The organism is Cohnella nanjingensis (genome assembly GCF_014212125.1).
GTDB classification, from domain to species: Bacteria; Bacillota; Bacilli; order Paenibacillales; family Paenibacillaceae; genus Cohnella; species Cohnella nanjingensis.
On sequence record NZ_JACJVP010000007.1, the window covers coordinates 201,971 to 213,160 of the forward strand.

The 11,190-nt window shown below is 56.9% G+C and carries 12 protein-coding genes; 8 read left to right on the top strand and 4 right to left on the bottom strand.

Annotated elements, in window-relative coordinates:
• The first annotated feature begins 22 nt into the window (after positions 1–22).
• From H7C19_RS06810 to H7C19_RS06835, 6 genes are all read left to right on the top strand, one after another.
• Positions 23–946 (top strand): ABC transporter substrate-binding protein, encoded by a 924-nt coding sequence (locus H7C19_RS06810; protein WP_185141826.1) that lies wholly within the window; start codon positions 23–25, stop codon positions 944–946.
• Entirely contained in the window at positions 943–2,130 is a 1,188-nt protein-coding gene (locus H7C19_RS06815; protein WP_185141827.1) for a phosphotransferase enzyme family protein, read from the top strand. The genes H7C19_RS06810 and H7C19_RS06815 overlap by 4 nt, the downstream gene beginning before the upstream one ends.
• Before the next feature lie 70 nt (positions 2,131–2,200).
• Positions 2,201–2,953 carry an ABC transporter permease gene (locus H7C19_RS06820; protein ID WP_185141828.1) on the top strand — a complete coding sequence of 251 codons (753 nt, stop codon included), beginning with the start codon at positions 2,201–2,203 and terminating at the stop codon, positions 2,951–2,953.
• A gap of 15 nt (positions 2,954–2,968) precedes the next feature.
• The gene (locus H7C19_RS06825; protein WP_221469080.1) at positions 2,969–3,793 is read left to right on the top strand and encodes an ABC transporter ATP-binding protein; all 825 of its coding nucleotides are present in this window, start codon (positions 2,969–2,971) and stop codon (positions 3,791–3,793) included.
• 24 nt (positions 3,794–3,817) lie between these two features.
• Positions 3,818–4,666 (top strand): MerR family transcriptional regulator, encoded by an 849-nt coding sequence (locus tag H7C19_RS06830; RefSeq protein WP_185141829.1) that lies wholly within the window; start codon positions 3,818–3,820, stop codon positions 4,664–4,666.
• Positions 4,659–5,495 (top strand): sulfurtransferase, encoded by an 837-nt coding sequence (locus H7C19_RS06835; RefSeq protein ID WP_185141830.1) that lies wholly within the window; start codon positions 4,659–4,661, stop codon positions 5,493–5,495. Before H7C19_RS06830 ends, H7C19_RS06835 begins: the two co-directional genes overlap by 8 nt.
• 512 nt (positions 5,496–6,007) lie before the next feature.
• On the opposite strand, the gene H7C19_RS06840 is transcribed toward H7C19_RS06835, so the two are convergent.
• Together H7C19_RS06840 and H7C19_RS06845 are read right to left on the bottom strand one after the other, a co-directional pair.
• The gene (locus H7C19_RS06840; protein ID WP_185141831.1) at positions 6,008–6,772 is read right to left on the bottom strand and encodes an SDR family oxidoreductase; all 765 of its coding nucleotides are present in this window, start codon (positions 6,770–6,772) and stop codon (positions 6,008–6,010) included.
• A gap of 121 nt (positions 6,773–6,893) precedes the next feature.
• Positions 6,894–7,445: a TetR/AcrR family transcriptional regulator gene (locus H7C19_RS06845; protein WP_185141832.1), complete on the bottom strand. Its 552-nt coding sequence runs from the start codon at positions 7,443–7,445 to the stop codon at positions 6,894–6,896.
• 147 nt (positions 7,446–7,592) lie between these two features.
• Here H7C19_RS06845 and H7C19_RS06850 point away from each other — a divergent pair, with 147 nt between their 5' ends.
• Complete coding sequence (locus H7C19_RS06850) at positions 7,593–8,516, top strand: ketopantoate reductase family protein (protein WP_185141833.1); 924 nt, start codon at positions 7,593–7,595, stop codon at positions 8,514–8,516.
• Between the two features lie 219 nt (positions 8,517–8,735).
• On the opposite strand, the gene H7C19_RS06855 is transcribed toward H7C19_RS06850, so the two are convergent.
• Complete coding sequence (locus H7C19_RS06855; RefSeq protein WP_185141834.1) at positions 8,736–9,494, bottom strand: SDR family oxidoreductase; 759 nt, start codon at positions 9,492–9,494, stop codon at positions 8,736–8,738.
• A gap of 55 nt (positions 9,495–9,549) precedes the next feature.
• A complete protein-coding gene (locus H7C19_RS06860) occupies positions 9,550–10,374 on the bottom strand; it encodes an SDR family oxidoreductase (protein ID WP_185141835.1) in 825 nt (274 codons plus the stop codon).
• Between the two features lie 129 nt (positions 10,375–10,503).
• Between H7C19_RS06860 and H7C19_RS06865 the strand changes: the two genes are divergently transcribed.
• Complete coding sequence (locus tag H7C19_RS06865; protein ID WP_185141836.1) at positions 10,504–11,076, top strand: TetR/AcrR family transcriptional regulator; 573 nt, start codon at positions 10,504–10,506, stop codon at positions 11,074–11,076.
• Positions 11,077–11,190: the final 114 nt, after the last annotated feature.

The window sequence follows — 11,190 nt, forward strand, 5'->3', positions numbered from 1 at the left end:
ATACGGAGAGAAGGAAGTCTACATGAGACACCTGAAGGTCATGCTGGAATATTTCTACCCATGGACCAACTCGGCGGGGCTCTACTACGCGAGGGAGCAGGGCTGGTACCGGGAAGCCGGGCTGGACGTCGAGTTTACGGTCTACGATCCCGGCCGGGGCGACACGCTGGCCTATCTGGCGAGGGGGGAAGCCGATTTCGGCCTCTTCCCGAGCAACCGGCTGCTCGTGCAGCGGGAGAAGCAGCCAGTCGTCATCGGCGTGGCCGCGATCAATCACCGGGGCATGGAAACGGTGCAGACGGTGCGGAGCACGGGGATCCGGCGTCCGGCGGACCTGAGCGGCCGGCGGATCGCGATGAACCCGACGCCGCGCGGGCTGGCCATGATTCGGCAGCTGGTTCGCGCGGACGGAGGCGATCCGGACGCGATCGTCGTCGTCGACGCGGGAACGCGGGAGCTGATGCCCGACGACATTGCCGCCGGAGCGGCGGACGCGACCTTCGGCAGCTACTGGGCCTGGGAGATCCTGATGGAAACGAAGGTGCCGGAGGAGGAGCGAATCGTCTGGCCCGTGGATCAAATCGGCGCGCCGCCTTATCACAGCTACCTGATCGGGACGCAGGAGGAGCTGGCAAGCCGGCAGCCCGAGATGGTGCGGGATTTTCTGGCGGCGACGGAGCGGGGGTACCGGGCGGTCGCGGCGGACCCGCTGGCCGCGGTGTCGATCTACGAACGGGTCATTCCTTATTTTCCGAAGGATCTGTTCGAACGCTCGCTGCCGCTCATCGCGAGTACCTGGCTGCATGAAGGCGTCTGGGGCCGCCAGCGGGCCGAGCTGATGGAGCCTTATGCGGCCTGGCTCGCCGACCACGGTATCCTGGCGGACCGGGACGTCTGGCGGACGTCCTATACGAACGCCTATTTGTCGGGGGAGGCGGCACGATGAGCGGGCAGGCGGGGCTGCAGGACGTCCGGGCCCACGGCATGGGAACGGAGCTGGTGCGGCCGGACTGGGCGCCCATCACGCCGGCGGAGACGAGCCGGCTGCTCGGCCGCTATGCCGGTCTGGGCGAAGCGGAGGCGCTCGTCTGGCACAGCCCGCGTCCGTTCTCGAGCGCGACGATCGCGGAGACGGCGGGCGGACGGCTGTTCGTGAAGCGGCATCATCGTTCCGTGCGGGATGTGGCGGGACTGCTGGAGGAGCATCGTTTTATTCGGCACTTGCGGGAGGACGGCGTTCCGGTAAGCGACATCTTGGTCGGAACGGACGGCTCGACGGCCTACGCCATGGACGAGTGGACGTACGAGGTCCACCGGCTGGCAGCCGGCACGGACCTGTACCGCGACGCCGTGTCGTGGAGTCCCTTCGGCCACGTCTCCCATGCGTACGCGGCCGGGCAGGCGCTCGGGCGGATGCACGTCGCGGCGGAGCGCTTCGACGCGCCGCCGAGGCCGGTCCGTCCGCTCGTCTCGAGCTTCTCGATCTTCGCCGCCGCGGATCCTTGCGCGGAGCTGGCCCGGTATGTCTCCCGGCGCGGCGCGCTGGCCGAATATATGAAGGGCCGCCCGTGGGCGCGGGATTTCGAGACGGCGCTGCTGCCGCATTACGCCCGGCTCGCGCCGCTGCTCGGGGAGCTGCGTCCCCTCTGGACGCACAACGATTGGCACGCGTCGAACCTGCTTTGGCGGGTCGGGGCGGACGGAGCCGCGACCGTCGAGACGATCCTCGACTTCGGACTCGCCGACCGGACGAACGCCGTCTACGACCTGGCGACGGCGATCGAGCGCAACGCGATCGATTGGCTCGCGCTGCACGAGGACGGGCAGGAGGATCTGGTCCGGTACGACCAGGTGGACGCGCTGCTGGACGGCTACGAGTCGGCGCGGCCGCTGGGCAAGCGCGAGTCGGCTGCGCTCGCGGCGCTGCTGCCGATCGTCCACGCGGAATTCGCGCTGTCCGAGATCGATTATTTCTTCGGCATCGTCCGGTCCGCGCACAATGCCGACCTCGCCTACGACCTCTTCTGGCTGGGCCACGCCCGCTGGTTCGACGGCGCGAGCGGGCGGGAACTATTGGCGCATCTGGAAGACAGATTCGAAAGACGGGACGATCGCGCGCGCTATAGTTGACAAGGTTTCTGGAGCTTGCTAATTTATAACTAAGCTTATCGGAATTATTAAATTTAAGGCGTGACAACCTATGAACAGACATGCCAGATTCGACCAGCGGCTGTATCCCGTCGCCGCGCTGCTCATCGCCGTGGCGCTGTGGCAGGCGATCGTGACGCTGGCCCGCGTGCCGATGTATATCCTCCCATCCCCGCTGGATACGGCGCAAGCGCTGATCGACGACTTCGGCATCATCGTCCGGCACGTCGGCATCACGCTGTACGAGTCGGCCCTCGGCTTCGCTTTGTCCGTCGCGCTGGCCTTTGCGCTAGCCATTCTCATGGACGGCTTTGCCGTCGTCAAAAAGTCGCTCTACCCCATCCTGATCGTCTCGCAGACGATTCCGACGATCGCCATTACGCCGCTGTTGATCATCTGGTTCGGCTTCGGCATTTTGCCGAAGGTGCTCGTCATCGTGCTGGTGTGCTTCTTCCCGATCTGCGTCAGCCTGGTCGACGGCTTCGACAAGGTGGACCGGGACTACCTCAATCTGTTCCGCACGTACAAGGCGAGCCGCCTGCAGACGTTTCTGCACCTCAAGCTGCCGTCCGCGCTGGTGAACTTCTTCTCCGGCCTGAAGATCGCGGCGACCTACATGATCATGGCGGCGATCATCGGCGAATGGCAAGGCGGGACCGAGGGGATCGGCGTATACATGGTCCGCACCAAGAACGCCTACGCGCTCGACAAAGTGTTCGCCTCCATCTTCGTCATCGTCCTCATCAGCGTCGTGCTCATCTCGATCCTCGATCGGATCGGCCGGCGGGCCACCCATTGGAAATAGCGGGAGGGATCGACTATGCAAGCTGCGCAAGATCAGGCACGTGACCAGGCACATGATCAGACGCTAGGCCAAGAGCATGACCCGTCGCGGGACCCGGTTCGCGACCCGGCGCAAGAACGCCGCGGCGGCGAGACGCTGATCCGGCTGAACGGCGTCGGCAAGCGCTTTGGCTCCATGGAAGTGCTGACCGGCGTGGATCTCCGCGTCCGCAAGGGGGAATTCGTCTCGATCCTCGGGCCGAGCGGCTCCGGCAAAAGCACGCTGTTCAACATCATCGCGGGACTGACGACGGCCGACCGGGGCGAGCTGCAGGTGAACGGGGAGATCGGATACATGCAGCAGAAGGACCTGCTGCTTCCCTGGAAGACGGTCATCGACAATATCGCGCTGCCGCTCGTGCTGAAGGGCCATGACAAGAAGCAGGCGCGGGAACGCGCGGACGCCTGGATCGAACGGGTGGGGCTGCGCGGGTACGAGACCCGCTACCCGAGCCAGCTGTCCGGCGGCATGAAGCAGCGGGCGAGCTTCCTCCGCACGTTCCTCGCTTCCGGGGAGCTGATGCTGCTGGACGAACCGTTCGGCGCGCTGGATTCGATGACGAAGAGCGGCATGCAGACGTGGCTGCTCGAGATGCAGGAGGCGCTGGGGGCGACCATCCTCTTCATCACGCACGACATCGAGGAGTCGATCCTCCTCTCGGATCGGATCTACGTCCTTTCTTCCCGGCCCGGCGTCGTGAAGGAGGAGCTGACCGTCGGCTTCGGCGGAGGCGACAAGCGGGAGCGGCTCGTCGACCCGCGGCTGCTGCTGATGAAGGAAGACATCCGGCGCCTTTTGTAGCGCCGAGACGAGGGGGGAGCGGACATGGACTGGTATACGATCGGGGAAGTGTCGAAGCTGTGCAACATTCCGATCCGCACCCTGCGCTATTACGACGACATCGGTCTGCTGAAACCGGACCGCATCTCGCCGGATACCAACTACCGCTACTACTCCAAAGAAGGTCTGCGCAAGATTCCGCTGATCAAGTATTACAAGCAGCTCGGGTTCAAGCTCGAGGATATCGGGCCGATGCTGGAGCGCCGGGAGATCGAGGTGCTCGAGGAATACATGGCCAAGGAGCTGCTCCTCGTCGAACGGCAGATGGCCGAGCTGCAGAAGAAGCACTTCGCCATCCGGGAATGGCAGCGGCTGCTGCAGCAGGGCGAGTCGCTGCTCGCGGAGGCCGGAGAGGGGCGCGAGATCCGGATGGAGCGCTTCCCGCTTTATCGCACGATGAAATTCCGCTACGAAGTGAAGGAGCGGCAGACCGCCGACATGGAGGTGATTTACAGCAACCTTTTCGTCGAGCTGTGCCATCGGCACAACGTTTTCGCGTACGGGCCGTTCATGCTGTACTTCGACGACTTCGGCCGGCGCGTCGATCGGACGTTCACGGGGGTCGACTGCTACACCGCCGTGATCGAAGACGGGGCGAACGCCGCGCTGACGACGGAGGTGGGCGGCTTCGAAGCGCTGAGCGTCGTGCACCGCGGCGATTACCGGACGATCGGCGACACGTACCGCGCCGTCCAGGATTGGGCGGAGCGGGAGCGGATTCCGCTGCAGGGGGCTTCCTACGAACGGTATATCATCGATCCCTGGGTAACGGCGCACAGCGACAATTACGTGACCGAATTAATCCTGCCGATCGGAGGGCAAGCGCATGTCTAACTTGATTGCGGCCGCGGAAGCGGCCGAGCGGCTCGGGCGGCCGGACGCCGTGTTCGCGGACGTCCGCTTCGTGCTGGGCGAGCCGGAGGCCGGGCAGGCCGCTTACGTACGGGGGCATATCCCGGGAGCGGTCTTTTTCGACCTGAACAAGGATCTGTCCGGCCCGAAGGAGACGCACGGAGGCGGGCATCCGCTGCCCGCGATGGACGAATTCGCGCGTAAGCTCGGCGAAGCCGGCATCGACGCGGGGACGGAGGTCATCGTCTACGACGACCAGGGCGGGAGCATCGCCGCCCGGCTCTGGTGGATGTTGAAGCACGCCGGCCACGAGCGGGTGCGGCTGCTGGCGGAAGGCTTCTCGGCCTGGCGGGACGCGGGCTTCCCGGTGACGGCCGAGCCGCCGCGGCCGATCGCGAGGACCTTCGTCCCCCGGGTCGACGACCGTCTGCGGGCGACGGTGGCGGACGTCCGGGCCGGGCTGGAACGCCGGGACCGCGTCGTGCTCGTCGACTCGCGCATCCCCCGGCGCTATACCGGCGAAGACGCGACCAAGTACGCCAAGGCCGGGCACATTCCCGGCGCGATCAACCGCTACTGGGAGGACGGCTCGCCCGGCGGCGTCTTCCTCGGCGCCGAGGCGCAGTGGGAGCGGTTCGAGGGGATTCCGGCGGACCGGGACATCATCGTCTACTGCGGGGCCGGCGTCACCGCTTGCCCGAACGTCCTCGCGCTGACGGAGGCGGGTTATCCGAACGTGAGGCTTTATGTAGGTAGTTGGAGCGATTGGATTTCGTACGAGGACAATCCGATCGCGAAGGGAGAAGAGTAAGAGCCGAAAGGCCGCGTCGAACGCGGGTTAGAGGGCTGCGACAGGTTGCCGGCGGGCAGGCTGCTGCGGCCCTCTTTGGGTTTTCCGTTCAACAGCTTGCAAACAAGAAGTCGAGGGAAGTGGTTGCAGGAAGCCCGGAGCCAGCCACAGCAGGGCGGTCGGGACAGGTTGTTCTTGAATGCTTGTCCCCCTTGTCTCAGTCCGTCCAGAGCAGGAACGGTGAATCCTTTCGCGTGGAGCAAGTGCAAGATCGTCATACGGAACGATTCGATTGTATTTGGTGACGTTCCCGGTATTTCGATTCGCATTGTTTTTTCTGGTAACAACACAGCAAAACTTGCTCCGCCAAACTTTCGTCACGACTTCCGTTCGCTGCCATCGCTATGACAAGCGGCAATCAACCGGAGCAAAGATGCACCCAATTGACTGCCACGATGATGCGATTTTTCGGTTTAAGGTGTCCGTCAGGCATATAAGCCTAGCTCTTCGGACAGGTTTTCGAACCCGTTAATTTACAGATGAGATCCGCCACTTGCATCAATTAATTGACCAGTGACCCAACGGCTGTCCGACGAGGCCAGAAAGGCAGCAATATCTGCAACATCTTCAGGCTCCCCCCACCTTTTGAAGGTTGAAAGACCAGCGGCAGATTTCTGTCCATTGGGATTTTGCAACGTCCCGGCATTCATCTCTGTATTAATGATGCCAGGCTGGATGGCGTTCACCGTAATATTACGGCTCCCAAGCTGTTGAGCCAAGACGTGCGTAAGCGTGTCGACTGCACCCTTCGACATGCTGTAGGCGAAAACACTGGGCGAGGCCACACGTGTTACAAACGAAGAGATATTGATAATATGGCCTCCATCTCTCAGACGCGGTAAAGCTTGTTGGGTAACAAAAAGCGGTGCTTTGACATTAATGTTCATGACCTCGTTGAAAGATTCTTCCGTCGTCTCTTCAAAGGTTACAATTTGTCCGATTCCAGCGTTATTCACAAGAATGTCAAAACGGTTATCGCCTGTACGTTCCCGAAGGGCTTCATCCAAAGTCGCATATAAATCATGAATGCCGTCAAGGGTACTTAAGTCAGCTCCGATCGTGAATGCGGCACCTCCATTTTGCTCTATCCGATGAACAACTTCCTCTGCTTCATTTTGTCTTTTTCCATAGTGTACTGCAACTACTGCGCCCTCCTGCGCCAGACGCAACGCAATACCACGACCAATCCCCCGGCTGGCACCGGTTACTAAAGCGATTTTACCCTTCAACTTACTCATGCCTTCATCTCCTTGTTTGGAATTCATGGTCAATTATATTGCAAGGTGACGTTTGAAATGTTGCTCTCTCATTCGGAATTCATGTCTATCGTCAAATAGCCTACGGGAAGCAATGACAGACTCATTCTTTAAAATAGGGCGTAATCCCTCTTGAATATAGGTTCTCCACTAACGTGAAAAATTCTTCTGACGATAAATCCTTTTGACGCTGGATCCAAAGACGAAATAAAGAAAGGGAAGTTGTCAGGTAAAACTCAATTAAGTATGGCGTTAAGGAATGATTTTGCGGAACGTTTAATTCTAATTGATCCAAAGTGATTTCTTTTTTTAAGCGTTTTAAAAAACGGGTGCTTCCATAATCACCCAAAAGGGCATTAAGAACCAGGAGATGTTCTCTTTTGTCCAGACAATAGAGCGTATCTTGAACCGTATGCATCGATAGCTCTTTATTCGCCAATTCTTTTTTTAGGTCATTCAATAAGTCATTTTCAACAGAGTCTAACAATTCGTAAATGTCAGTAAAGTATTGATAAAAGGTGCTGCGGTTATATCCTGACTTATTCGCAATTTCCTGAACCGAAATTTTCTCAATCGGCTTTTGGCTATATAACTCACAAAAAACTTCTACAAACTTTTGTCTTGTTTTCTCCGTTATTTGGGGTTGCTTTTTCATGTTTCCTCCTACTAGCGAATAAGAATATCATCCGACAAATAATAAAAAACTGATGGTTGATCAAGGAATAATACAGATCTACAATAACATCATACAACATGTTGTCTGATAATTAAAAGGAAATGCTAATAAGTAGGGGTGGTTTTAATGTCAGCAAAACAAGATAGAATTTTAATTTTTGGTGCAGGTGTCATCGGGAGCATGTTCGCAATTAAGCTTATTGAAGCAGGGTTTGACGTTACACTGTTTGCACATTCTAATAGATTTAAATCATTAAGAGAAAATGGCCTGCAATATAAAGAAAAAGGTACGGTTAGATCGATACAAGTGAATGTCATTGATACGCTCGAAAATGACGATGTATACGATTTTATTTTCGTTACCGTTCGTTATGATCGGTCCGAATCAGCGTTGTTAGCGCTAAAAGATAATCAAAGCAAAAATATAGTTACGATGACTAGTAATTCAATTGGATTTTCTTCGTGGCTGGATATCGTAGGGGATAGACTTTTACCAGCTTTTCCCGGCTTCGGCGGACAGATCAAAGATGGAGTATTGCATGCTCGATTTCTACCAAAGATTATAATGGCAACTGCATTTGGAGAAATTAATGGTGTAGTGACAGAACGCATAGAAAACCTCGCAAAATTATTTAAAACAGCAAAGCTTCCCTACGTTATTAAAAAGGATATGCAAGCGTATCTAATCACACATTCCGTATCAGACATTGCCATGTTGAGCGTTTTGCATTCTGAGAATAAGATAATTGACAAAAAAACAGCCAGAACCAGAAAGACGGCACGCAAAATAACAGTCACTTTAAAAGCGTATCTAAGGGCAATACAAAAAGCTGGCGTTTCAATTGATCCACCAATGCTTAAAATGGTGCTTAAATTTCCAAACTTATTTTTGGATCTTTTCTTTATGACATGGCTACGAACTAAAATGGTTAGGGATATGATGTTGCCGGAATATGCGAATAATGCTAACAATGAGATTGTGCAGCTGAGTAATGATTTAATGAAATTTTTAAGTCAAAATGATATCAAATCGGAAATACATGTTCAGTAATTTTTTTGTTAAAACCTAACATTATAACGAAAATATACGTTAAACCTTCGGTAGTGAACCGGGAATACAAAAGAGGCCCACACCCTGAACAAGAGAGGTGATGGGCCTCAATTTGTTTTATTATACTTATCAGTATTATTCGAAGGGGTTAATCTGATCGCCACGCAAGTGGAGGATGTAGCAACGTAGGAACAGGTGATGAACGGTTATCACCGTAACTTAGATCTGAGAGCCGCCTCCGTCCACAGGGAACTCAGCCCCGGTGGTGTAAGTGGCGTCGAACGCAAGAAATGCGACTGCTTTGGCAACCTCGAGGGGGTCGCCTACACGCAGCATCGGATTCTCCTGGCTCATCTGCGCCTTAGTTTGTTCGGCTGCAGCCTTCGGCATCGACCTCTCCAAGATGCCTGTGTCGATGGGTCCAGGGCTGACCGCGTTGACGCGAATCTTCCGCGGCAACAGCTCGCGGGCCATACTGCGAGTCATGGAGCGCAGCGCTGCTTTACTGGCCGCGTATGCACTGATCATCGGGATCCCCAACACGTTCACGACAGAGGTGGTGAGCACCACGCCGCTTCCTTCGCTCAGCAACGGGGCGAGTTTCTGCACGGTGAAGTACGGACCCTTGGCGTTGATTGTAAGTAACTCATCGTACACATCCTCCGTCACCGCCTCAAAAGGGGCGAAGCGCGTGACGCCAGCGTTAACGAACAGGGCATCGATCGTGCCGAACTCCGCCTTCACCCGGTCGGCCAACGCGTCGATATCCTTGAGAGACGCGGCATCGCTTAGCACTGCGACCGCGTTATTGCCAAGTTGTTCACGAGCCGAGTCGAGCGTAGCTTGGGTACGCCCGGTGATCAGAACGTGCGCACCTTCATCCGTCAGCAACTTCGCCGTTGTGAAGCCGAACCCGCTGCTGCCTCCCGTGATCACGACTTTCTTACCAGCGTACTTGCCCTTACTGGAATGTTCCATTTTAATCTTGCCTCCTCTGTATAATCCGTAATTTGGATATTAGTTACAGGACCGTTCAGCCGTTGAAATAGTGACCCTGTTCAAGATCCGCGATTAGCCCGGGATGCACAGGCCGCCATCCCAAGAGTTCCTGAGTCTGTACGCTCGACCTCGGGATGTCGAGCGCCGCCAAGCGGCCGAGAAAGCCGAAGTGGGCTTCTGCCTCTTCGCGGGAAAGGCTGACCACCGGCAGTTTCAGGTGTTTACCGATGACGCCGGCGATGTCGCGGAATGGCACGCCCTCGTCGCCGACCCCGTCAAGCCGTGACCCCGCCGGGGCGGCTTCCAGCGCCAAGCGGAACAAACGCGCCGCATCAAGGCGATGTACGGCCGGCCAGCGGTTGGACCCGTCACCGATGTAGGCCGAGACGCCTTTGTCACGAGCAATGTCGATCAACATGGAGACGAAGCCAGCTTTTGTCTCGCCGTGCACGGAAGGTGCGAGATTGACGACTGATGATCGCACGCCAGCCAGCGCGAACGCCGCGTTCTCCGATGCCGCCCCATTCATGTGAGCGGTGATCACGAACGGCTTGCCGGAGCCCTCGAGCGCCGCCCCCATTGTTTCGACGGCGCGCAGATCAGTTGTGAGCGATCCGGCGAAATCCGAGAAGTCGTGCTTAAACGCCAGGTGAATGACGCCGTCCGAAGCGGCGGCGCCGCTGTGAAGGCTATCGAGGTCGTCAAGGGCACCGCGGTGCACCTCGGCCCCAGTTTCCTTCAGTACCGCGGCGCCATTGTCTGAGCGGGTAAGGCCAACGACTTTATGACCGGCATCAATAAGTTCGCGAACGACGGCGGAACCGATGAAGCCCGTTGCTCCTGTTACGAAAACACGCATAATAAAGTCCTCCTTTTAGTGGTAGAATGAAAAGTGAGTGCGATAAAGTGAGGGTGCCTCCGTATATTAACGGAGGGTCCCTCACTTTGTCAAGCGCTGTTTATACTTATGCGAAAGGAGTAACATTAAATGAACGAGCCATCACAAGCCAGCCGCCAAATGCGAGTTGATGCACAGCGCAACTACGCCAGCCTGCTGAACGCGGCGCGAGTCGCGGTCTCGGAGCGTGGCGCTGACATCGTCCTCGAAGACGTTGCCAGATCGGCTGGGGTTGCAATCGGAACGCTGTACCGCCACTTCCCTACGCGTCAGGATCTCCTAGATGCAGTGTTCCTAGATGAGACCAATGAATTGAGGGTACGCGCTGAAGAACTCGCAAGCGCTCCGGTTCCTTTAGACGCCCTGATCAGCTGGTTTCGTCTGCTGATGGACTTCGCGGCTCGAGGACGGAGCATGGGAGCAGCCATCATGGCTGCCAAGCACGTTCAGGGAACGAGAATCCATACCTCGAACAAAGCCATGCACGAGGCGGGAAAAGTACTGTTGTTTCGCGCCCAGGCCGCAGAACAAATCCGAACGGATGTCCAAATTGTCGACGTACTACGACTCATCTACGGAATTGTCATGGTGAACGAATATGCGTCCGACCCTGATGGGACCAACCGAATGCTGGATCTCGTCATCGCCGGAATCAGAACCTAGCGAGTCGTCGACATTGTAGATGAAGGTCTTGGTACCATTACTTGTTAAGTTTCCAATTGGATCATATTGCGAGCAATCCATCACCCTCTAGGTGCTACCTTGCTTCACTTGGCC

Bases quoted from the DNA above. Each gene is read 5' to 3' on its own strand.
- H7C19_RS06840 (WP_185141831.1), bottom strand. From the start codon at position 6,772: ATGAGTAAGTTGAAGGGTAAAATCGCTTTAGTAACCGGTGCCAGCCGG.
- H7C19_RS06835 (WP_185141830.1), top strand. From the start codon at position 4,659: ATGTCTAACTTGATTGCGGCCGCGGAAGCGGCCGAGCGGCTCGGGCGG.
- H7C19_RS06855 (WP_185141834.1), bottom strand. From the start codon at position 9,494: ATGGAACATTCCAGTAAGGGCAAGTACGCTGGTAAGAAAGTCGTGATC.
- H7C19_RS06820 (WP_185141828.1), top strand. From the start codon at position 2,201: ATGAACAGACATGCCAGATTCGACCAGCGGCTGTATCCCGTCGCCGCG.
- H7C19_RS06850 (WP_185141833.1), top strand. From the start codon at position 7,593: ATGTCAGCAAAACAAGATAGAATTTTAATTTTTGGTGCAGGTGTCATC.
- H7C19_RS06865 (WP_185141836.1), top strand. From the start codon at position 10,504: ATGAACGAGCCATCACAAGCCAGCCGCCAAATGCGAGTTGATGCACAG.
- H7C19_RS06845 (WP_185141832.1), bottom strand. From the start codon at position 7,445: ATGAAAAAGCAACCCCAAATAACGGAGAAAACAAGACAAAAGTTTGTA.
- H7C19_RS06825 (WP_221469080.1), top strand. From the start codon at position 2,969: ATGCAAGCTGCGCAAGATCAGGCACGTGACCAGGCACATGATCAGACG.
- H7C19_RS06815 (WP_185141827.1), top strand. From the start codon at position 943: ATGAGCGGGCAGGCGGGGCTGCAGGACGTCCGGGCCCACGGCATGGGA.
- H7C19_RS06810 (WP_185141826.1), top strand. From the start codon at position 23: ATGAGACACCTGAAGGTCATGCTGGAATATTTCTACCCATGGACCAAC.
- H7C19_RS06830 (WP_185141829.1), top strand. From the start codon at position 3,818: ATGGACTGGTATACGATCGGGGAAGTGTCGAAGCTGTGCAACATTCCG.
- H7C19_RS06860 (WP_185141835.1), bottom strand. From the start codon at position 10,374: ATGCGTGTTTTCGTAACAGGAGCAACGGGCTTCATCGGTTCCGCCGTC.